This is a genomic window from Pseudomonas fitomaticsae (assembly GCF_021018765.1).
Lineage (GTDB): Bacteria > Pseudomonadota > Gammaproteobacteria > Pseudomonadales > Pseudomonadaceae > Aquipseudomonas > Aquipseudomonas fitomaticsae.
On sequence record NZ_CP075567.1, the window covers coordinates 1,745,313 to 1,767,399 of the forward strand.

Here is a 22,087-nt window from a genome sequence, read left to right on the forward strand (position 1 = left end):
GAATAGGCGGGGATACTTCAGCGGGATGGGGAGTGTATTGCGGGCCGTTGCTGCGAAATGAAACGGGTACAAAAAACCGGTCATCAAGACCGGTTGGATGCAGGGGGATACTACTGCGGCACAGCGAACACCGCGCTGGCACGGGCAACCATTCGATCACCGACATGCAACCCGACAGTGGCAAACGCCAGCTGCCGTCCTTTTTTGGAGTGCTCAACGCGTACCTCGAGCCACTCATTGATCTGCACCGCGCTGAGATAGTCCAGGGTCATACTCGCCGTGATCAATGGCAGGGGAGGGTCGCTGGAAAATGCCATGGCGTACCCCATGCCGACATCCGCCAAAGTCGCCAATACACCGCCATGCAACGTGCCTCGTCCGTTGGCATGTCGTGAGTCTGTCCGCAGACCGATTTCAAGTTGCAAGCCACTGCCTCTGGTATAGATCGGGCCAAGCAAGTCGAGCAGCGGACTGCTGCGGGTCAGCGGAGTGAAGCCCTCGGGAATAGCTGTGTCGTTCATGGTCGATCCCTGTGCCGGTTGGTTACCAGGTTCTTTGGCCTGAATACGGAGCGTTGCTTATGAGGGTTTAATCCTGACTTCGCCGTCGGAGAAGGATCATACGTATGGGGAATTTGCAGCGATAAGCTGATCACGATGGAGCAGCAGGGGGCAGGGTTGTTTCGACGGTGGCGATCTTTGGATTTGCCAATGAAAACTCAAATCCCAGACACAAAAAAACCGGCCATCAAGGCCGGTTTTTTTCATCCCCCGTCAAACCACGACGCAGGACATAAATTCGATTGGAGCGGGTGAAGGGAATCGAACCCTCGTTATCAGCTTGGGAAGCTGGAGTAATGCCATTATACGACACCCGCTCAGAGCGGCTGACTTTGTACCAGACTCGGCCACGGATTTGAAGTTTTCTTTGCACGCGAACTACGGAAAGTCCTGAAACAGAGCCGAAAAATCGGTCAATCGCGGGCAAGTACTGCGGGCTGGAGAACGGCTGAATCTCAGCCCCGCAGGCTTGCTCGCGACGACACTGTTTCAAATGGCCAATGCATGGTGATCCTGGACAAACTGGTAACGCGTTCGGCTGGCCTGTTGCGCCGGTTTCAGGAAACCGAGCAGGGCGTTCTGGCTGTCCCGGCAGGCGGATTTGTGTTCCATGTCGAGGAAGTGCCCGGTGGCCTGCAGGGTAGTGAAGGTGCTCTGCGCGACGTGGTTGCCGAACAGGCGCGCATCTTCGGCGGCGGTGTATTCGTCCCATTCGCCGTTCATGAACAGCACCGGCACATTGATTTTCTTCGCCGCGTTCAGATAGCACTGACGGTCGCTGTGCAGCACGTCGTTGATGTGAAAATGCATCTGCCCGTATTCGTGCTCGGCCAGGCTGCTGACGTGGCGATAGTTGAAGCGCTTGAACAGCGACGGCAAGTGTTTGCCGATGGTGTCGTTGACGAGGTGCCCGACCCGATCGCCGTCGCGTTGGCCGAGGCATTCGACGCCGCGTTCGAGGTAATCGAGCATGTGCGCGTTGATCACCGGTGAGAACGAGCTGATCACGGCTTTTTCGATCCGCCGAGGCTGACGGGCGAGGGCAACCAGGGTTGCGGCGCCACCCCAGGAGAACGACAGAACGTGCTCGGCGGCGAAGTGGTCGATCAGCTCCAGCAGGATCAGACCTTCAACTTCTTTCGTCAGATGTTTCTCGTGGCGGTTGTGGACTTTCGACTTGCCCGCGTAGGGCTGGTCGTAGCAGACCACGTTGAATTGCGGGTGCAGATTTTTCACGGTTTGTGCAAACGACGCAGTCGTGGCCATCGAGCCGTTGACCAGGATGATGGTCTTTTCTGCGGCGTCTGCGCGATAGAACTCCGTGTAAACCCGATACTGACCCTGTATATCCAGCACAGCGATTTCTGGCCTCATGTCATAAGACTCCTGGCAAGCAAGCGGGTATGCGCGCAAATGAGATTGCACGAGCTTTGTGACAGGTAGGCATATGCCTGGAATTTTGTGGCCCATGTCGATCCGATACGGCAGGTCGACGGGTGTTGTTATTGGCGGGCAGTCTGCCGGCTGAGGCGCAGCCCTGAGGGGCTGTCTACCGACAAAAAGTTTCTTGGATGTTATGTGTGACTCATCGGTCACAATTTGGCCGACGACCTGATTCAAGCAGGGGGATCCGGATCGCGCAAGTGCCGTTGGTAAATTGTTCGACAACTTCTGCTGAGCGGTCGGCTGCTCAGAACAAATGAATCTCTTCGGTGCGCAAAGCACGGTACTCGCCCGGTTTTAGCGCGTGATCCAGCGCCAACGACCCCATGGATTCGCGGTGCAGGCGCAGCACTTTGTTGTTGAAGTGACCGAACATGCGCTTCACCTGATGGTAGCGACCCTCGACGATGCTCAGCCGCGCCGTCCGTGGGCCAAGCACCTCCAGCTGCGCCGGTTGGGTGGTCAGGTCTTCGAAGGCGAAGTAGATCCCCTCGGCGAACTTGATCGCATATTCCGGGCCGATTTCCTGTTCGGTCTCGACGTAATAGACCTTCGGCAGTTTGGTCTGCGGCTGGGTCAGTCGCCTCGACCAGCTGCCGTCGTTGGTGATCAGCATCAGCCCGGTGGTGTTGAAATCCAGGCGTCCGGCGATGTGCAGGTCGTCCTTGTCCGACTCGTGGATCAGATCAAGCACGGTCGGATGCTCGGGATCGCGGGTGGCGCTGACGCAGCCCTGCGGCTTGTACAGCATGAAGTAGCGCGCCGGTTTGCCGCTTTGCAGCACTTCGTCGTCGACTTCGACGCGGCTGAATTCCAGGACTTCGCTATGGGGGTCGCTGACGACTCTTCCGTCAATGCGCACGCGCTTTTCCACCAGCAACAGGCGAACCTGCTTGCGGTTGTAGCGGGGCAGGTTACTGAGGAAACGGTCGACGCGCATGATCAGAAATCGGCAGGTAGCGGGGCGCGCATCTTACGGGATCGACGGCTTGGCCGCTTGCAGTTGCGCCTCGACCTGGGCGCAACGCGGGCACAGGCAGGACTTGTCGCGCAGTTCCGCCGGCAGCGCTTCAAGGACTGCCGGATCGATGGAAACGCCGTAGCACCAGCAGGCGCGGTCGGCGGTACGCGGGTCGGCCAGGGTGCAGTCGTTGCGCGCGCCGCAGGCCGGGCAGAGGTCAGGTTTGTTCATGGGCGTCAGGCATAGGTCGAGTGAGGCATTTCCACGCAGGTGCGGTTACGGCCGGTCTGTTTGGCCCGGTACATCGCATGATCGGCCCGGGACAGCAGGCTGTGCAAGGTGTCATCCCGTTGCAGGGTGGTGGCGCCGATGCTGACCGTCAGATTCAGGGTATGACCGTTGTAGGCATATTCATGCTGTTCGACGTGCTGACGGATCTTCTCGGCAATCTTCTGACCGGTCTCGCCGTCGGTGTCTTTCAGCAGCACGATAAATTCCTCACCGCCCCAACGGCAGACGATGTCGGAATGCCGCAGGCAACTTTGCAGATCCCGGGCGAACCCGATCAGCACTTGATCGCCGGCCATGTGTCCGTAGGTGTCGTTCAATACCTTGAAGTGGTCCAGATCCAGCAACAGCGCGGTCAGCGGTTTCGGCTCGCGGTGAGCTTCGTGCAGCGCTTGCACGGCGAGCAGGTCGAAGCCACGGCGGTTGGGCAGTTCGGTGAGGCTGTCGAGGGTGGCCTGGGCGTGGATCTTTTCCTGATAGCGGCGGATCAAGCGGTTGACCAGCGCCAACACGATCAGCGTCACCAGCAGGCAGATCAACAGGTTGAGATACAGCGACTGGCGGATTTCGCTCAGCGCGCCGTCTTCGCGTTTATCGACGAACAGGTACCAGTTCAACTCAGGAATGAACCGCACGTTGAGGAAATGTCCCTGACCGTGGGCGGAATATTCGTAGCTGCCGCTGTGGGGTTTGGGCAACTGGCTGACCAGGCTTTTCATGCTGTCGAGGTCGTTCAGGCTTTTCCCGACCTGGGCACCTTCCGGTCCACCCTCGGCTCCGGTCAGTACCAGTCGGCCGAAGGTGTCGACGAAGTACACACTGCGTTGATAGCGCTGTTGATACTTGTCGATCAGCTTGATCACCGCATCTACCGTGAGCCCCACGCCAGCGGCGCCGATGAAGCGATTGTCGTAGTCGTAGACCTTGTAGTTGATGAAGAAGGTCATGTTGTCTTTGTTGGCCAGGTCCGGGTCGACGTTGATCTCGTACGGATCCTTCATGTCGCGCACGCGGAAGTACCAGGCGTCGCGCGGTTCGTCGATTTTCACCTGCTTGAGCACGCCCTTGGCGTGGTAGTAGGTGTGAGTGCTGTTGGACACAAAAAACGCGGTGTAGGCGCCGTAGTGGGTCATGACCTCGTCGAGATAGCGGGTCATCTGGTCGCTGTCTTTTTCCCCGTTCACCACCCAGTCGCGCATGAAAGTGTCGCGGGACATCATCGAGGAAATCAGGATCGGTCTGACGAGGTCTTTCTGGATTTCCGAATACACCGTGTCGGAAGTCAGCGGCAGTTCGGTGTTGACGATGTTGTCGCGGATCGACGCCCGCGAGGCGTAGTAGCTGAGCAGCGAGGTGGCGAGGAAACCTGCGCCGAGGAGGGCGACCAGAGTCAGTACCAGCGAACGTTGTGAGTAAAACGCAGATCTGAGCGGCATTGGCAGTTCCGTCGACGGTGGCCCGATGGCAGCATTCTAGTGAGATGGCCGGGAAAAAACTGCGGGATTTGTGCCTGAAATGACGGGTAATCAGACGCCGCTCTCTCACCGACCCTCTCGAGCAGGAAGAGGGTCGGCGATTTACCAGATTTTCGGGTCAGTCGCGGCTGGCCAGGTAGGCGCGCCAGCCGCCCAGATGGCTGATGTCGATCGCACCTTCCAGGCCGTAGGGTTCACAGATGAAACCGCTCTCCCAGCGGCCGTCCGCCAGTTGAACCTTGCCCAGCCCGAGCGGGGCCGGGATGCCGGTCAGGAACGAACCAAGTTCGCCGCTTGGCAACTCCCAGACTTCCACCTCGATTGCCACGCCGCCCTCCGCCACGCGCAGCATGCCCGGACGCAGCGGTGGGCCGCCGGCCAGCGCGTAGAGTTTGTAGTCCTTGGAGCTGTAGGTGGCTTCGATCAGGCGTGCGCCGCGTTGCTGCAACTGCCAGTTCAGGGCCAGTCCGTCAAGGTGCGCGCCGCAGACCACCAGCCGCGCCCGGTCATTGCGCGCCGGACTCGCCGGTGTCGGCAGCAGCGGATTCTGCTGGCGCTGCAAGGCGTCCGCCAGGCCCAGCAGATACTGGTCGGTGAACGCCCGGCCAAACAGCGTCACGCCCCACGGCAAACCGTTGTTCATGAGCGCACTGGGCACGGCGACGGCCGCGTAATCCAGCAGGTTCATGAAGTTGGTGTAGTAACCCAGTTCGGCGTTGCGCAGCACCGGCTCGGCGTCCAGTTCTGCCAGAGTCACCGGGCGGCCGATGGTGGGCGTGAGCACGCAGTCGAGTCCGTCGAGGGCCTGATCGCAAACGGCTTTGAGCGCCTGCAGTCGATACTGCGCACGGAACGCTTGCACGCCCGTCACCGCCGGGGCTTTGGCCAGCACCGCGCGGATCACCGGCAGCACGGCTTCGGGACGCTGTTGCATCAGTTCGCCGGCAACGCTGTAACGCTCGGCGACCCATGGCCCTTCGTACAGCAACCGCGCGGCTTCGAGGAACGGTGACAGATCCAGTTCGACTGCTTCGCCGCCCAGAGCCTTCAGACGGTCGATGGCATCGCCGAACAGCAGTGGCCCTTCGGGGCAACCGAAAAACTCAAGATCCTGTGCACGCGGAACGCCAAACCGGAAGGGTTTGAGAGCACCGAATGCCGAGCCGTCATTCCACGCCGGATTGCGGCGGCTGTATTCATCCCGAGGGTCGAAACGGGCGGTCAGTGCCAGCAACTGGCTCGCCTCGCGTGCTGTGGCGGTGAAGGTCGTGACGCAGTCCAGCGTACGGCAGGCCGGTACCACCCCAGCGGTGGAGATCAGCCCTTTGCTGGCCTTCAAACCCACCAGGTTGTTCAGTGCCGCCGGCACCCGCCCCGAGCCTGCAGTGTCGGTGCCCAAGGCAAAACTGGCGACGCCGAGCGCCACCGCCAGTGACGAACCGGCGCTGGAACCACCGGAGGGATATTCCGGCAATACGCTATTGGGGCAGGCGCCGTAGGGTGAGCGGCTGCCATTGAGGCCGGTGGCGAACTGGTCGAGGTTGGTCTTGCCCAGCGGAATCGCCCCCAGTGCCAGCAACTGTTCGACGATGGTTGCCGAGCGTTCGGGAACGTAGGCGAATGCGGGGCAGGCGGCCGTGGTTGCGACACCGACCAGGTCGATGTTGTCCTTGATCGCGAACGGCACGCCATACAGCGGCAAGCTCTCAGGATCACGGTCGTCGAGGCTGGCGAGGTACGGCTCCAGTTCCTCGACGCTGAGCAGATGAATAAACAGGTGATAGTCGGGATTGAGCGCAGCGGCTTTTTCCCGCAGGGCCAACAGCAATTTGCGCGGTGTGGTCTGACCGTCGCGGTAGGCCTCGCGGAGGGCATCGAGTTGCAGATTCATGAGGTCATCCTTTGCAAAATGGGTTCAGTCGAGTTCCAGCACCACGACCCGTTGACCGGCGCGTACCGCCGAACCGGGTTGCACACGAATCTCCCGGACCACGCCGGGCAGTGGCGCGAGCACGGGGATTTCCATCTTCATCGACTCCAGAATCACCAGCGCATCGCCGGCCGCGACGCGACTCCCGACCTCGACCTGGACCTGCCACAGGTTGCCGGCGATGTGGCTGTCGACACTCTGCTGACCGCTGGCCAGCGGCGTTTCGTCGTGGCTTTGCGGCACGGCTTCTTCGCTGTCGAAGTGCGCCTGGCCGCTGGCGATCCAGCGTTCACGCTCGGCGTTGAACGCAGCTTGTTGCTGCTGGCGAAAGGCGTGGATGCTCTCGGCTTCGCGGTTGAGAAACCCTTGATAGTCGCCGAGGTTGAGCTGGCTCTGTTCGATGTTCAGGTCGAAACGCCCGAGGGGAAAATCCCGGCGGATGCGCAGCAGTTCTTCGGCGCTGACCGGGTAGAAGCGGATCTGGTCGAAGAAGCGCAGCAGCCACGGTTTGCCTTCGAACGCGGCGACTTCGCGATAGCGGTTCCACATCTGCAAGGTACGCCCGACGAACTGATATCCGCCCGGGCCTTCCATGCCGTAGACACACATGTAGGCGCCGCCGATGCCCACCGAGTTCTCGGCGGTCCAGGTGCGCGCCGGGTTGTACTTGGTGGTCACCAGCCGATGGCGCGGGTCGAGTGGCGTGGCGACCGGCGCACCCAGGTAGACGTCGCCGAGGCCCATCACCAGATAGCTCGCATCGAACACCGTGCGTTGCACCTCGTCGAGGTTGGGCAGGTCATTGATGCGGCGGATGAACTCCAGATTGCTTGGGCACCATGGTGCGTCCTTGCGCACGGTGGTCATGTATTTCTCGATCGCCAACTGGCAGGCCGGATCGTCCCACGACAGGGGCAAGTGGACGATGCGCGACGGCACTTGCAAGTCAGTGGCGCTGCACACGGCATCCCACTCGCCAGCGACGATCCCGAGCAGATCGGCCAACGGCAGTTGCTCGGGCTGATAGTGGATCTGCAGCGAACGAATGCCAGGTGTCAGGTCGATCACGCCTTGCAGGCTTTTGCTTTCCAGCGCCTGCATCAGTGCGTGGGCCCGGAAGCGCAGGACCAGATCCAGTTCCGGCGCACCGATTTCCAGCAGCAGATGCGTATCGCCGGACACACGCCCGACCAGCCGCTTGTCGTCCTGACCCAACTCCAGAACCACAGGCGAAACCAAGCCCTGTGGGAGCTGGCTTGCCAGCGATGGGGCCCGAGCAGACACCGCGTCAACTTCATCGCTGGCAAGCCAGCTGCCACAGGTCTCCCATTTCAGGGCGAGATCGCGTGCGGTCTGGAGGTCGACGGGCACGAACTGCACCTTGTCTCCGGCCTTGAGCTGACCCAGTTGCCAGAGATCCGCCTCGATCACCGTCACCGGGCAGACAAACCCGCCAAGACTCGGGCCATCCGGGCCGAGGATCACCGGCATGTCACCGGTGAAGTCCACGGCGCCGATGGCGTAGGGGTTGTCGTGGATGTTCGACGGATGCAGACCGGCCTCGCCGCCGTCGGCGCGCACCCACTCTGGTTTCGGCCCGATCAGGCGCACGCCGGTGCGGCTGGAGTTGAAATGCACTTCCCATTGCGTGGCGAAAAAGGTGCCGATGTAGTTTTCAGTGAAGTATTCAGGCGCGCCATGAGGGCCGTAGATGACGCGGATCCGGCGCACGGCAGGTAATTCGCTGACGTGATGGGGGGCCAATGTCTGGCCGGCGCTGCGCTCACTCAGGGCCGCCAGATGCAGCACGTCACCGGCGCGCAAGGCCCGTCCGCCATGACCACCGAACTGACCGAGCGTGAAGGTGCTTTTGCTGCCCAGATAATCCGGCACTTGCACGCCGCCACGCAGGCACAGGTAGCTGCGGGCCCCGGCGCCCGGCAGATTGCCCAGATGCAATTGGCTGCCCGCCGGGATCAGCAGGGCGGTGTTCATCGCTTGCGGCTGGCCGTCGAGTGTCAGGGCAATCGGTGCGCCGGTCATGGCCACCACTGCATCGCAATTGAAGCGCAGCAACGGCCCGCTCATGGTGATTTCCAGCGCCGCCAGGCCTTCATCGTTGCCCAGTAAACGATTGCCCAGGCGCAACGCGCGGCTGTCCATCGGCCCCGAGGGTGGCACGCCGACCGCCCAGTAGCCGAGACGACCGGGGTAGTCCTGGACGCTGGTCTGGGTGCCGGCGCTCAGCACTTCGAAGGTGTTGGCCCGGTACACCAGGCCTTCCAGGCAACGGGTCCAGGGCTGGCCGCTGGCAAACGGCGTATCGAGCAGAATCTGTCGCAGGTAGTCACGGTTGGTTTCCACGCCGTACAGCACGCTGTCGCCGAGGGCCTGATGCAGATCGGCACGCGCCTGTTCGCGGGTCGGCGCCCAACTGATGACTTTGGCGATCATCGGATCGAAGTAGGGCGGGATCTCGCAACCGGCCTCGACCCAGGTGTCGATGCGCAGATGCCGGCCGTCGGCGACGGGGAAATCGACCGCCGTCAGCAAGCCGGGGCTGGGCTGGAAATCGCGGCCCGGATCCTCGGCATACAGCCGCGCTTGAATCGCGTGCCCCTGTGGTTGCAGGCCTGCGAACAACTCGGCCAGCGGCGGCAAGTCACCGGCCGCCAACTCGATCATCCAGCGCACCAGATCGACGCCCCACACCTGTTCGGTAACACCGTGTTCGACCTGCAACCGGGTGTTCACTTCCAGAAAATAGAAGCGCTGCGCATCGCTGTCGAAAACGAATTCGACGGTGCCGGCGCTGCGGTAATTCACTGCTTTGGCCAGTTTGATCGCCGCCGCGCACAGTTCATCCGCCATGCCTTCGGGCAGGTTCGGTGCCGGGGTTTCCTCGAGGACTTTCTGATTGCGCCGCTGCACCGAGCAATCGCGCACGCCGAGGGCGATCACCGCGCCGTGGCCGTCGCCGAACACTTGGACTTCCAGATGCCGCGCACGCTGGATGTACTTCTCGATGAACACGCCAGCGTCGCTGAAGTTGTTCTGGCCGAGGCGCTTCACCGCCTCGAACGACTCGCTCAGCTCGCTGGGGTTACGGCACACGCGCATGCCGATGCCACCGCCACCGGCGGTGCTTTTGAGCATCACCGGATAACCGACCTGTTCGCCGGCTGTCAGTGCGGCGTCGAGGTTGTCGAGCAGTTCGGTGCCTTCGAGCATCGGCACGCCGTGCTGTTTGGCCAGGGCGCGTGCGGTGTGCTTGAGGCCGAACACCCGCAGTTGCTCCGGTGTCGGGCCGATGAAGGCTATGCCATGGTTTGCGCAGGCTTCGGCGAACGCGGCGTTTTCCGAGAGGAAGCCGTAACCGGGGTGGATTGCGGTGGCGCCAGTGGCTTTGGCGATGGCGAGAATCTTGTCCACGGCCAGATAGGTGCCGGCCGCTGCGCCTTCGCCGAGGCTGTGGGCTTGCTCGGCTTGCAGGATGTGCAGGCTGGCGGCATCGGCTTCGGAGTACACCGCGACGCCTTCGACGTGCAGTTCACGCAAGGTGCGCAGAATGCGGCAGGCAATCGCGCCACGGTTGGCAATCAGGACTTTTTCGAACATGGCAAAACCCCTGAAGGGGATGCGGGCCGTCCCGCAGTTTTTCGATGAGCGCCGGGGTCGTCCCCGACGGCAAAATCACAATTTCGAAAGTCACCATTGACCTTGTGGGAGCGGGCTTGCCCGCGATGGCGGTGTGTCAGTCATCATCAATGTTGGCTGTGCCGACGCCATCGCTGGCAAGCCAGCTCCCACAAGGTTCAGGGGTGTTTGGGGGATTTCAGGCACTGGCCCGAGCGTGCCTGGCACAGGGCAAACAACCAGCGGCGCAGACGGACGAATTTCAGTTCCATACCAGTAGCTCCGCAGGTGTCGGGTTGTAGGCGTTGCACGGGTTGTTCAGTTGCGGGCAGTTGGAGATCAGCACGATCACGTCCATCTCCGCGCGCAGGTCGACGTATTTGCCGGGGGCGGAAATCCCGTCTTCGAAGGTCAGGCCACCCTCGGCGGTCACCGGTACGTTCATGAAGAAATTGATGTTCGGCCCGATGTCACCTTTGCCCAAGCGCCCGTCGTGGGCGCAGGCGCGCAGGTAGTTGTCGCGGCAGCTGTGCATGTAGCGTTTTTCCAGGGCGTAGCGCACGGTGTTGCTCTCTTGCGCGCAGGCACCGCCGAGGGTGTCGTGGCGGCCGCAGGTGTCGGCAATCAGAGTCAGCATCGGTTTGCCGAGGTTGGAATACAAAACGCTGCCGGTGCTCAGGTAGACGTTGTTTTGTCGGCGCAATGTGCGTTGCACGTCGTAGCGCTCACGGGGATTGGCGGCGCTGTAAAACAAGGTGTCGACCGCCTGATTGCCTTCCAGATCGAGGATGCGCAGGGTCTGGCCGGCCTTGACCTCCATCAGCCAGGGTTCGCCGGCGGGAATGGTCGCGCGGTACACCGCAGCGTCGGGTTGTTTTTGCGAAGTGGCGATAGCAACTGACATGGCGACGATCCTCAGGCGAACAAACGGTCGGTGTTGATAAAGCCGCGCTCGTTTTCCGGGCGCGAGGTACGGCAGTGCTCGGCGACGCTCGGGTCGGCGTTCATCCAGCTCAGCTTCAGCGGTTTGGGTGCGTATTGCGGCGACGGATCGAGCGGATGTTGCAGGGCTGTGAGCACAACCAGGGTGTCCATCGGTGCATACAGTTCGATGTAGTCACCGGCCTGCGAATGGCCTTCGGCAAAGTGCAAACGCCCGCTTTCATCGACGTTGACCCGGCTGAACAGGTTGAGGGTCATCAGCAGGTCGGACAGGCCCAGCCCCCACTTGCCGAGTTCCACCAGCAGGTTGTCGGTGCCGTTGCGAAAGAAACCGTTGCGCAGTTCCTGATAGCGGCCCTGGCCGTATTTTTCCGCGACTTCCTCGGCGCACAGCACACCGCCGAGGCTGTCGCTCCAGCCGCAGGTATCCGCCGTGATCGCCGCCAGCACGCGGCCCATGTCCGAGTACAGGCAATGGCCGGCGGTCAGCTTGGCGGTGTGTTGGCATTTGAGGCTGTCGGGCAGGTTCAGGCGTTCGGTTTTTTCGTTGGCGTTGAGCAAGGTCAGGCTGACGTTGGCCCCTCCGCGCAGGTCGGTCAGGCGCAGCAATTGCCCACGCTTCAAGACGAAGGAGCGGTGGCCGCCGCCGGGCAGGGTTTCTTCGGCGAAGGGTGGAAAAATTCGGGTTGAATCAGTCATGGGAAATTCCTCTCAAGCGGTTCGAAGGGCGCTCGCCAGTTGCACCGGCAAGGCGTCGGCGGCGGCGCGTTGGGCGCGGCGGTCGCTGTTCAAAGGGATGTCGTAGGTGATGCGGGCGCCATAGGCGCCGGGGGCGTGCGGGTCGAGGCGGACCTTGTCGAACACCAGCAGACGGGTGCCGAGGCTGAAACCTTCGGACAGGTCGTGGGTGACCATGAACACGGTCAGTTGCGTCTCGCGCCACAGCTCCAGCAGCAACGCGTGCATGTCCTTGCGAATGCCCGGATCGAGCGCGCCGAACGGCTCGTCGAGCAGCAACACGCGCGGTTTCATGATCAGCGCCTGGGCGATCGCCAGCCGCTGTTGCATGCCGCCGGACAGTTGCGCCGGGTACTTGTCCAGCGCATGGCCGAGGCCGACTTTTTGCAGCAGCGCCGAGGCCTGCTCGCGGGCGTCGCGTTTGGCGCTGCCGAACAGACGCCCGAGCAGCGGCGCCCGGGGCAGTTCGAGGCCGAGGGCGACGTTGTTCAGCACGCTCAGGTGCGGGAACACCGAGTAGCGCTGGAACACCACGCCACGGCTGGCATCCGGCTCGCGGGCCAGTGGCTGGCCGTCGAGCAGGATCTCGCCGCGACTGGCGGTTTCCTGGCCGAGCAGCAGGCGCAGGAAGGTCGATTTACCGCAGCCCGAGGCACCGACCAGCGTGCAGAACTCGCCCTCGTTGACGTTGAGGTTCAAACCTTCGAGTACCACTTGGTCGGCGTATTGCTGCCAGACGTTTTTCACCGTGATGAAGCTCATTTGGCGGCCCCCTCATACCAGGGGAATGCCCGACGGGTCAGGTATTTGAGGCCCCAATCCATCAGCCAGGCGAGCAGGGTGATCCACACCACGTACGGCAAAATCACATCCATCGCCAGATAACGGCGCACGAGGAAAATCCGGTAGCCCAGACCGTCGGTGGAGGCGATGGCTTCGGCGGCGATCAGGAACAGCCACGCCGAACCGAGCATCAGCCGCAGTGAAATCAACAGACGCGGCAACAGCTGTGGCAGAACCACACGCAGCATCAGGGTCCAGGTCGAGGCGCCGAGGGTCTGCGCCTTGATCAGCAGTTCGACCGGAATGTCCCGTGCGCGTTGTTCCAGATCACGGGCGAGTGCCGGGGTGATTCCGATCACGATCAGCATCACTTTCGACAACTCGCCGAGGCCGAAGACGATGAACAGAATCGGCAGGATCGCCAGTGGTGGCACCATCGATAACACCGTCAGCATCGGCGACAACGGTGCGCCGAACAGCGGCAGGGTGCCGGCCGCCATGCCCAGGCACAACCCGGCCAGCGCCGCGATGCCGAGGCCGATGGCCAGGCGTTGCAGGCTCGCGGCGGTGTCCTGCCAGAGCAGATATTCACCGGTGCGGCTGTCGGCATTGAATGCCAGGCGTTTCACCGCATCGGTCATCTGCACGGCACTGGGCAGCAGTTTGTCGTTGGGGTTCTCCGCCAGGCGCTCGGCCGAGCCCATGAAATAGGCGAACAGCACCAGGGCGAACGGCAGGATCACCAGCAGCAGACGACTCGGGCGATCCGGGTGGCGATTGATCAGGCGCATGGCCAAATCCTCCGTGGCTTACAGCTTGGCGTCGGCGGCCATCTGCACGTAGGTCGGATCGAAACGCAGCTTGAGGTTGCCGGTATCGCCGCTGGTCACGCCGTTGGCGAAGGTCATGCCGACGGCACTGGTGTCCCTGGCACCTTCGCCGAGCAAACCGTGCTGGAACGAGAACTCGGCGACCCGGCGCATGGTTTCCGGCAGTTGCTTGCTGGTGGCGAATGCCAAGGCTTCTTTGGGTGTGGCGAACAGTCTGGTGGTGTCCAGTTGCGCCTGGAATCCGGCCAGGTCGGTGCCCGAGGCCTTGGCCATGTGTTCCAGCGCAGCCTTGCTCGCAGCGCTTTTCGCGTTCATCAGCTCGACCACTTCGAACCACGCGCCGGTCAGTGCCTTGCCCAGCGCCGGGTTGTCTTTGAGGGTGGCGCTGTTGACCACCATCATGTCCATGATTTCGCCGGGGATCTGGCTGGAATCGAAGACTTCGGTCACGCCGGGTTTGGCCTTGATGTCCGAGAGCATCGGGTTCCAGGTGGTGACGGCGTTGACCTGCTCGGTGTTGAAGGCGGCGGAAATGTCGGCGTCGGAGGTGTTGACCACTTTCAGGTCTTTTTCGGTCAGGTCGACCGAGTCCAGCGCGCGGGCCAGCAGGTAATGCGAGACCGACAGTTCGACCAGGTTGACGTCCATGCCCTTGAGGTCGGCAACTTTCTTGCCCTCGCCTTTGAGAACGATGCCGTCGTTGCCGTTGGAGAAATCGCTGACGATCAGCGCGGTGCTGTCGACGCCGCCGGCGGCCGGGATGGTCAACGCGTCCATGTTGGTCATGGTGCAGCCGTCGAACTGACCGGCGGTGTACTGATTGATCGATTCGACGTAGTCGTTGAGCTGGACCACATCGATCTTGATCCCGTACTTCTTCGCCCATTTATCGACGATGCCCTGGCTGCCGGCGTATTCCCATGGCATCCAGCCGGCGTAGATCGTCCAGCAGACACTGAAGTGGTCTTTCTGCGCGGCGGGGGATTGGGTGCTGACGAGCGCGGCGAACGCGGCGGCGAGCAGGGCGGGCAAACGTAGTCGGGACATGGTGGCTTCTCCAGTTGATCGAGGGCGGACAGGAAGGCAACGCGGCACCGCGAACGGTGGCTTGTCTCCCGGGCTTTTGTCCCGCCGTGTAACCTCAACTGGAGGTCGCCAACTCTCGGACCAGCCACTCGCAGATGCGAGCCGGAACCCTAGTCAGCCATTGCAAATTGTGGTGCCGCGAACCTGTGATGACTCCTGCACGGATTTGCTAAAGCGAGAGGCGTGCCAAGTCGCGGCGAGCCTTCTGCGATGCGGCTTGCGGGTGGAAGGATTCGGTTGGCAGGTGCCGGCGACGCTTTGTGTTGGTGCGCGCCTGCACCGTGATGCAGCGCGATGGCCGCTGATCCGATGCTCGGTGGGGCGTGGGCACTCGGTAACGGTTAGCCAGTCAAACCTGATGTCAGCCGGTCTGTGCCGACTGCTGTCGCAGGTCTTTCAGGAGGCCGTCATGCGTATTTCAAAATTGCTGCGTCGGGTGCTGCTGGGAGCAGTGCTCGGTCTTGGGTTGTCCGGCTGTTATTACTACGCCGGCGGCTACGATGTTTACTCCGCGCCTTATTACTATCCCGGCTATTACTCGCCCTATTACTACGGCGGCTATTACGGTCCGCGTTACTACGGTGGTGCCCGCTATTACTACGGCGGTTATGGCTATCGGGGCGGTTACGGACGGGGTTATCACGGCGGCGGATACCACGGTGGTCACCACTAATCAGCGGCTGAATGAAGGCGTTTTTGCATGAACAAGGTTTCATCAATCACTTGTTTCAAGTTGTTGCAGAAACGCACCAGATGCCGAAAACGCTGTCTGATTTTTCGTCAGTCGCCGAATAAAAGACTGACGCCTGCCAGCGTCGCTGGTGTGGCTACCCGCGGTCCAGGAGGCCGCTATGTATCGCCGAATTCTTCTGTTTACCGTGATGCTTTTTTCCCTTGGCGGATGCGTCCCTTATTCCTACGGAGATGGCTACTACAGCTCAGAGGTCTACACATCGCAGGCACCTTCGTATTACAGCGGTGGCACTTATTACACCGGCGGCAGCACGTATTATTCGGCTCCGCGCTACTACCAGCCAGCACCGCGCTATTACCAACCGGCTCCACGCTACTACTCGGCGCCTCGTTATTACCAACCGGCCCCGCGCTACTACGAGAGCCGTCGCTGGCACGGTCATGATCGCGGACGCTGGGATGACCACCGCCGCGGTGGCTGGGATGACCGCCGGGGTCGTGGCAACTACGACCGTCACAGTGGACGTGGCGATTACAACCGGCACGGCAACCGCTGGTAACCCCTCGCAAAAAAGCGGCGCATTGAGCGCCGCTTTTTTTGTGCCCGGATTTCAGTAACTGGAAAGGTCCGCCAACGGATGCCGCCCCTCCCACACCTTGTGAAAGTGCGCCTCCACCACCGCGTCCGGCACCCGGGCGATGTCCGGCCAGTGCCAGTGCGGTTTTTGATCCTTGTCGATCAGTCGCGCCCGGACCCCTTCGCTGAATTCCGGATGGCGGCAGCAATTGAGGCTCAGGGTGTATTCCATCTGAAAGACTTCGGCCAGTGACAAGTGGCGGGCACGAATGATCTGTTCCCAGACCAGATGCGCCGTCAGTGGCGAGCCTTCACTCATGGTTTTCGCCGCACGGGCAATCAACAGGTCGCTGCTGTCCCGATGCAGGCTGATGGCTTTCCAGGCGCAGGTCACGTCGCTGACATCCAGCCATTCATCGATCTGCTGCCGACGCGGCAGCCATTGCGCCTCAGGCATTTGCGCCACAGCTTCCTGTTGCAACGCTTTGAGCAGACTGTTCAGCTGCATGGCGGTCTGTTCCTGCCAGTTCAACTGCAACAAGCCGTCGATCAGTTCCTGTTGCTGGTCGTCGAGCAGGAAGCGGTCGGCCAGATCCAGATCGATCGCATCGCGACCGTTCATGTGTGCGCCGGTCAAACCCAGGAACAAACCGAGCCTGCCCGGCAGCCGCGACAGAAACCAACTGGCGCCGACATCCGGGTACAGGCCGATGCTGATTTCCGGCATCGCCAGACGACTGCTCGGCGTGACGATCCGGATGCTCGCGCCTTGCAGCAGGCCCATGCCGCCGCCGAGCACATAACCATGGCCCCAGCAGATCAACGGTTTCGGGTAAGTGTGCAGGCTGTAATCCAGCCGATATTCAGCGTTGAAAAACTGTGCGGCCAGCGGCGGCACTTCGCCGGGATGGGCTCGGCAGGCTTCCACCAGGCTGCGCACTTCGCCGCCGGCGCAGAAGGCCTTGGCGCCGTTGCCGCGCAGCAGCACGCAGACGATTTGCGGATCCTTGGCCCAGGCGTTCAGTTTGTCACTCAGGGCGTGGATCATCGGCAGGGACAGCGCATTGAGCGACTTTTCGGCATCCAGCGTGGCCACGCCGATGCGCGCACCGTCGGTGCCGGTCAGTTCTTCGAAGTGCAGATTCATCGTGACCTCGATCGGGAATTTGAACGATCAGTATGATCGCTGTGTGGGAAAGTGCCGGATCTGCGTCAGATCAATTGACAAGCGTGGTCGGCTTTCCTAGGGTTCGCCCCATTGTTTTTGCCGGGTATGACCATGACTGCTGACGACCGTATCAAACTCGAACCGAGCTGGAAGGAGGCACTGCGTGCCGAATTCGACCAGCCCTACATGGCAGAGTTGCGCACTTTTCTGCAGCAGGAGCGGGCGGCCGGCAAGGAAATCTATCCGCCGGGCCCGATGATCTTCAACGCGTTGAATTCGACGCCGCTGGACAAGGTGAAAGTGGTCATCCTCGGCCAGGACCCGTACCACGGCCCGGGCCAGGCTCATGGCTTGTGCTTTTCGGTGCAACCGGGCGTGCCGGCACCACCGTCGCTGGTCAACATCTATAAAGAGTTGAAGCGCGACCTGAACATCGACATCCCCAACCACGGCTACCTGCAGAGCTGGGCCGATCAGGGCGTGTTGATGCTCAACACCACCATGACCGTCGAACGCGCGAACGCCAATGCGCACAAGGACAAGGGTTGGCAGTTCTTTACGGACCGGATCATCGAAGTGGTCAGCCAGCAGCAACCGCATCTGGTGTTCATGCTCTGGGGCGCTCATGCGCAGAGCAAGCAGAAGCTGATCGACGCCACCAAGCATCTGGTGCTGACCTCGGTACATCCGTCGCCGCTGTCGGCTTATCGCGGTTTCCTTGGTTGCGGGCACTTCAGCCGCACCAACAAGTTCCTGGAGCAGAACGGCGAAGCGCCGATCGAGTGGCGCCTGCCGTCGGTGGTCTGATGCTCAGGGCTGGCGGTTCCAGTATTTGAACAACGGTTCCGCCAGAAACAGCACGAACAACAGCCGCATCACCTGCATTGCCGTCACCAGCGGCACCGACAATTGCAGGGTTTCCGCCGTCAGGCTCATCTCTGCGATCCCGCCGGGCATCATGCCCAGGGTTAGCGATCGCAGATCCAGATGGGTCAGTGCACTCAGTCCCAACGCCGCCAATGTCGCGATCAGCATGGTCAGCGCTGTGCCGATCAACGTGCGCCCCATGAACGATGGCGCTCGGCGGAAGAATTGCCGGTTGAAGTGACAACCCAGACCGCTGCCGATCAGCCACTGGCCAATCTGACTGCCGCCATTGGGCAAACCGATGTGCAGATCCCAGCCGATGCTCACTGCCGCGCTGACCAGCAGCGGGCCGAACAGCCATGGGTTGGGTTGACGCAGGCGTTGCCAGAGCCAGGCGAGCAGGCCGCCCGCCGGAAAAAGAATCGCCAGCCAGCGCCAATCGACGCTGCCAGCGTGTGAAATCGGGGTGCCGTCACCCAGCAGATATTTGAACGCCGCCGGCACACACAGCACCACCACCAGCACCCGCAAGCTTTGCCCGGCCGCGACATGGCTGAGCATCGCGCCGTTGCGGGCGCCGAGGTTGACCATCTCGCCCGAGCCGCCGGGCATGCTGGAGAAAAACGCCGTGGCGCGATCCTCGCCGGTGCGGCGCATCAGCCACACGCCGACCACCGCCGACAGGCTGGTGACCAGCGCTCCGAAGAAGATCAGGCCGAAGTGGCTGAGCACCTGCTCCATCACCAGTGGGGTGAAGTGCAGGCCGATACCGATCCCGACGATCCACTGACCGCACTTGCGGCCGCCAGGGATTTCAGCCAATTGCCACGGGGTCAGACAGCGCACCAGGATGATCGCCAGCAACGAGCCGACCATCCACGGCAGCGGCCAGCCGATCTGGCTGGCGATGTAACCGCCAAGCAGACCGACCAGCGGGGTTCCCCACCAGGTTTTGAGGGAGAGCCGATCAGACATCGGCAACGGCGCGTTGCGCGGCCGAGCGTTTGCGCCAGATGCGCAGCAGCGGCATCAGCAACATGATCGCGGTCAGCACCCAGACGCCGAAGGTGATCGGGCTCGACCAGAGAATCTCCAGCGCACCATTGGAAATCGACAGCGCCCGGCGCAGGTTCTGCTCCATCAGGCCGCCGAGGATGAACCCCAGCAGCACTGGCGACAGCGGGAAATCCAGTTTGCGCAGGATGTAGCCGAAGATGCCGATGCCGACCATCAGGAACAGGTCGAACGTGGTTGCATGCACGGCGTAGACGCCGATCCCGGTGATGATCGCGATCACCGGCACCAGTGCCCAGTTCGGCACGGCGAGGATGCGGGTGAAGATGCGGATCATCGGGATGTTCAGGATCACCAGCATGATGTTGGCGATGAACAGCGAAGCGATCAGGCCCCAGACGATGTCCGGCTGTTGCTGGAACAGCAGCGGGCCGGGGGTGATGTTGTACAGCGACAGGGCGCCGATCATCACCGCTGTGGTACCCGAACCCGGAACACCGAGGGTCAGCATCGGCACCAGCGCGCCGCAAGCGGAGGCACCGATGGCGGTTTCCGGTGCGGCGAGGCCGCGGGCGTCGCCTTGGCCAAACTTGCCGCTGGCACCGGCGATGCGTTTCTCGGTCATGTAGGCCACGGCGCTGGCGAGGGTCGCACCTGCACCCGGCAACACGCCCATGATGAAACCGAGCAGGCCGCAACGGATGTTCACCACGAACACCGACGCTGCTTCCTTGAAGTTGAACATCATCCGTCCGGTGGCTTTCACCGCTTCCTGGCCGCGATGGGTTTTCTCCAGCAGCAGAAGGATTTCGCTGACCGAAAACAGACCCAGTACCAGCACCACGAACTGAATGCCGTCAGTCAGGTGAATGTTGTCGCCGGTGAAACGGTACACACCGCTGTTGGCGTCGATCCCGACGCTGGACAGGAACAGACCGATCAACGCCGCGATAAAGGTTTTCACCGGTCGGTCACCGGCCATGCCGCCGAGGCAGACAATCGCGAACACCATCAACACGAAGTATTCCGCCGGACCGAAGGCAATCGCCCATTTCGCCAGTAGCGGGGCGAACAGCACCATGCCGCAGGTTGCGATGAAGGCGCCGATGAACGAACTCCACGCCGACAACGACAACGCCACACCGGCCAGGCCTTTGCGGGCCATCGGGTAACCGTCGAGGGTGGTCATCACGGTGGAGGCTTCGCCCGGAATGTTCAGCAAGATCGAGCTGATCCGGCCGCCGTATTCGCAGCCCAGATAGACCGCCGCAAGCAGGATCAGGGCCGATTCCGGCGGCAGGCCGAGGGCGAATGCGATGGGGATCAGCAGCGCCACACCATTGATCGGGCCCAGGCCCGGCAACAAGCCGACCACGGTGCCGATCAGCGTGCCGGTCAGGGCCGTGACCAGGTTGTACGGACTCAGCGCGACGCCGAAGCCCTGACCCAAATAACCGAGAGTATCCATATCAGTTCTCCAGAACGTCGAGCAGGCCGAGGGGCAGCGGAACGTCCATCACGCGGTCGAACAACACGTACAAACCAATCGCCATCAGCGTCGTGACAATGACGCTGGGCACCCAGCGCCCGCCGTATAGGCGCGCCATCGGGATGCCGATCAGAATGCTGCTGAGGATGAAGCCCAGCGGTTCGAACAAGCCGGCGAACACCAGCAGCAAGGCGACGCAGATTGCGATCTTGGTCAGGGTTTCGCGATCCAGCGGCGGCTCGTCATCGCTGTGTTTGATCGGCGCCGGGCGAAACACCATGTACAGCAGCGCCAGGCTCATCAGGCCCAACATCAACAGAGGGAATGCCCGAGGACCGACCGGTTCGTAGGAAAAAGCCGCCTGATACGGCCACGCCATCAGCGCCAGGCCGGCGCAGGCCAGCAACAGCACTGAGGCAAAAATGCGTTGAATAAGCATGAGGGAGCTCCTGCCATGGCCCCGGCGAGAGGGCCATGGACGCTAGACAGAGACGATCACTGAATCAGGCCGAACTCTTTGGCCAGCACCTTGTAGTCCGCCACCTGTTTCTTGACGTAGGTGTCCAGCTCGGGACCGGTCATGGCGAACGGGAAGAGTTCACGCTGATCGCGCAGCTTGGCGAAGTCTTCCGAGGCCAGCAGTTTGTCGAAGGAGTCTTTCCACCAGGCGTAGTCTTCATCGCTGACTTTCGGCCCGAGGTAGAAACCGCGCACCACCGGCCAGACGATGTCGTAGCCCTGTTCGCGAGCGGTCGGGATGTCCTTCATTTCCGGCTCGTCCAGGCGTTTCTCGGCAAACACGGCCAGCAGGCGCATGTCACCACTCTGGATGTGCGGCATGGAGTCGGAGATGTCGGTACTGCCGACCTGGATGTGACCGCCGAGCAGGGCGGTAGCGATCTCGCCGCCCCCTTCGAGGGCGACGTAGCGCAGGTCGCGCGGGTTGATCCCGGCGGCTTTTGCGATCAGTGCGGTCTGCATCCAGTCCTGGCTGCCGACGGTGCCGCCGGAACCGATGACCACCGCGCTCGGATCTTTCTTCAGCGCCTGCACGAGATCGTCGAGGGTCTTGTAGGGCGAATCGCTTTTCACCGCGATGGCGCCGTAGCTGGTGCCGACCGCCGCCAGCCAGCGCACGTTGGTTTCATCGAACCGGCCGAACTTGCCTTGCGCCAGGTTCAACAGCGAACCGCTGGACCACGCCACCAGCGTGCCAGCATCGGCTGGCCGCTGCGCCACAACGGCGTTGTACGCCACCGCGCCGACGCCGCCGGGCATGTAGGTCACGCGCATCGGTTTGGTCAGCAGCTTTTCATTGACCAGCGCACTTTGCGCCAGTTTGCAGGTCAGGTCGAAACCGCCGCCGGGAGAGGCCGGGGCAATGCATTCCGGACGTTTAGGTTCGGCCATCAGTTGGCCGGCGAACAGTACGCAACCGGCGGCGAGGGCGAAACGGCGCAGGGATCGGTTCATGAGTGTCTCCACGGGAGTTGTTGTTTTTGGGGATGTTTCAGGTGCGGCAGTTTCGCGCGCGCAGGCTAACAGGCTCAGACCCGGACGGGTTGAACGCCGCGCAGCCGACGATGGCGCTGACAAGCGAAAACAGG

At 62.0% G+C, this 22,087-nt stretch carries 20 protein-coding genes, 1 tRNA gene and 1 riboswitch; of the genes, 3 read left to right on the plus strand and 18 right to left on the minus strand.

The genetic code is table 11. The annotated features are described in order from the left end of the window. Positions 1 to 110 precede the first annotated feature (110 nt). The 13 genes from KJY40_RS07845 to KJY40_RS07905 form a co-directional block, all read right to left on the minus strand. A complete protein-coding gene (locus KJY40_RS07845) occupies positions 111 to 521 on the minus strand; it encodes a PaaI family thioesterase (protein WP_039772722.1) in 411 nt (136 codons plus the stop codon). A 282-nt stretch (positions 522 to 803) separates the two neighbouring features. Continuing rightward, a tRNA-Gly gene (locus KJY40_RS07850) sits at positions 804 to 877 on the minus strand. Between the two features lie 172 nt (positions 878 to 1,049). Next, entirely contained in the window at positions 1,050 to 1,934 is an 885-nt protein-coding gene (locus KJY40_RS07855) for an alpha/beta fold hydrolase (protein WP_230735974.1), read from the minus strand. Between the two features lie 316 nt (positions 1,935 to 2,250). Further along, positions 2,251 to 2,943 (minus strand): pseudouridine synthase, encoded by a 693-nt coding sequence (locus KJY40_RS07860; RefSeq protein ID WP_230735976.1) that lies wholly within the window; start codon positions 2,941 to 2,943, stop codon positions 2,251 to 2,253. 33 nt (positions 2,944 to 2,976) lie between these two features. After that, entirely contained in the window at positions 2,977 to 3,195 is a 219-nt protein-coding gene (locus KJY40_RS07865) for a cysteine-rich CWC family protein (protein ID WP_007957955.1), read from the minus strand. Positions 3,196 to 3,200: 5 nt separating this feature from the next. Beyond that, a complete protein-coding gene (locus KJY40_RS07870; protein WP_230735978.1) occupies positions 3,201 to 4,688 on the minus strand; it encodes a sensor domain-containing diguanylate cyclase in 1,488 nt (495 codons plus the stop codon). A gap of 157 nt (positions 4,689 to 4,845) precedes the next feature. Then, a complete protein-coding gene (gene atzF / locus KJY40_RS07875; protein ID WP_230735979.1) occupies positions 4,846 to 6,618 on the minus strand; it encodes an allophanate hydrolase in 1,773 nt (590 codons plus the stop codon). Between the two features lie 24 nt (positions 6,619 to 6,642). Beyond that, the gene (uca, locus tag KJY40_RS07880; RefSeq protein ID WP_230735981.1) at positions 6,643 to 10,275 is read right to left on the minus strand and encodes an urea carboxylase; all 3,633 of its coding nucleotides are present in this window, start codon (positions 10,273 to 10,275) and stop codon (positions 6,643 to 6,645) included. Between the two features lie 280 nt (positions 10,276 to 10,555). Beyond that, the gene (locus KJY40_RS07885) at positions 10,556 to 11,197 is read right to left on the minus strand and encodes an urea amidolyase associated protein UAAP2 (protein WP_007957962.1); all 642 of its coding nucleotides are present in this window, start codon (positions 11,195 to 11,197) and stop codon (positions 10,556 to 10,558) included. A gap of 11 nt (positions 11,198 to 11,208) precedes the next feature. After that, positions 11,209 to 11,934, minus strand: a complete 726-nt coding sequence (locus KJY40_RS07890) for an urea amidolyase associated protein UAAP1 (RefSeq protein WP_230735983.1) — start codon at positions 11,932 to 11,934, stop codon at positions 11,209 to 11,211. 12 nt (positions 11,935 to 11,946) lie between these two features. Beyond that, positions 11,947 to 12,735 (minus strand): ABC transporter ATP-binding protein, encoded by a 789-nt coding sequence (locus KJY40_RS07895; protein ID WP_230735985.1) that lies wholly within the window; start codon positions 12,733 to 12,735, stop codon positions 11,947 to 11,949. Further along, complete coding sequence (locus KJY40_RS07900) at positions 12,732 to 13,547, minus strand: ABC transporter permease (RefSeq protein ID WP_230735987.1); 816 nt, start codon at positions 13,545 to 13,547, stop codon at positions 12,732 to 12,734. Before KJY40_RS07900 ends, KJY40_RS07895 begins: the two co-directional genes overlap by 4 nt. Positions 13,548 to 13,565: 18 nt before the next feature. Continuing rightward, positions 13,566 to 14,633 carry a putative urea ABC transporter substrate-binding protein gene (locus tag KJY40_RS07905; RefSeq protein ID WP_230735989.1) on the minus strand — a complete coding sequence of 356 codons (1,068 nt, stop codon included), beginning with the start codon at positions 14,631 to 14,633 and terminating at the stop codon, positions 13,566 to 13,568. Between the two features lie 63 nt (positions 14,634 to 14,696). Next, positions 14,697 to 14,797: riboswitch (guanidine-I (ykkC/yxkD leader) on the minus strand. A 284-nt stretch (positions 14,798 to 15,081) separates the two neighbouring features. Here KJY40_RS07905 and KJY40_RS07910 point away from each other — a divergent pair. Together KJY40_RS07910 and KJY40_RS07915 are read left to right on the plus strand one after the other, a co-directional pair. Beyond that, positions 15,082 to 15,345, plus strand: coding sequence for a hypothetical protein (locus KJY40_RS07910; RefSeq protein ID WP_230735991.1), 264 nt, complete (start codon positions 15,082 to 15,084; stop codon positions 15,343 to 15,345). A 178-nt stretch (positions 15,346 to 15,523) separates the two neighbouring features. Beyond that, positions 15,524 to 15,925, plus strand: a complete 402-nt coding sequence (locus tag KJY40_RS07915) for a hypothetical protein (RefSeq protein ID WP_085700582.1) — start codon at positions 15,524 to 15,526, stop codon at positions 15,923 to 15,925. A 51-nt stretch (positions 15,926 to 15,976) separates the two neighbouring features. On the opposite strand, the gene KJY40_RS07920 is transcribed toward KJY40_RS07915, so the two are convergent. Continuing rightward, complete coding sequence (locus KJY40_RS07920) at positions 15,977 to 17,089, minus strand: enoyl-CoA hydratase/isomerase family protein (protein ID WP_230735993.1); 1,113 nt, start codon at positions 17,087 to 17,089, stop codon at positions 15,977 to 15,979. Positions 17,090 to 17,221: 132 nt separating this feature from the next. Between KJY40_RS07920 and ung the strand changes: the two genes are divergently transcribed. Next, positions 17,222 to 17,917, plus strand: coding sequence for a uracil-DNA glycosylase (gene ung, locus KJY40_RS07925; protein WP_085605867.1), 696 nt, complete (start codon positions 17,222 to 17,224; stop codon positions 17,915 to 17,917). Positions 17,918 to 17,920: 3 nt separating this feature from the next. Here ung and KJY40_RS07930 read toward each other — a convergent pair whose 3' ends face one another. From KJY40_RS07930 to KJY40_RS07945, 4 genes are read right to left on the minus strand one after another with little or no spacing between them, the layout of a single operon-like run. Then, positions 17,921 to 18,952 carry an AbrB family transcriptional regulator gene (locus KJY40_RS07930; RefSeq protein WP_230735995.1) on the minus strand — a complete coding sequence of 344 codons (1,032 nt, stop codon included), beginning with the start codon at positions 18,950 to 18,952 and terminating at the stop codon, positions 17,921 to 17,923. Further along, positions 18,945 to 20,459 carry a tripartite tricarboxylate transporter permease gene (locus tag KJY40_RS07935; protein WP_011332894.1) on the minus strand — a complete coding sequence of 505 codons (1,515 nt, stop codon included), beginning with the start codon at positions 20,457 to 20,459 and terminating at the stop codon, positions 18,945 to 18,947. The genes KJY40_RS07930 and KJY40_RS07935 overlap by 8 nt, the downstream gene beginning before the upstream one ends. 1 nt (position 20,460) lies before the next feature. Continuing rightward, complete coding sequence (locus KJY40_RS07940; RefSeq protein ID WP_102685961.1) at positions 20,461 to 20,919, minus strand: tripartite tricarboxylate transporter TctB family protein; 459 nt, start codon at positions 20,917 to 20,919, stop codon at positions 20,461 to 20,463. 56 nt (positions 20,920 to 20,975) lie between these two features. Then, positions 20,976 to 21,953, minus strand: a complete 978-nt coding sequence (locus KJY40_RS07945; RefSeq protein ID WP_221535251.1) for a Bug family tripartite tricarboxylate transporter substrate binding protein — start codon at positions 21,951 to 21,953, stop codon at positions 20,976 to 20,978. Positions 21,954 to 22,087 lie beyond the last annotated feature (134 nt).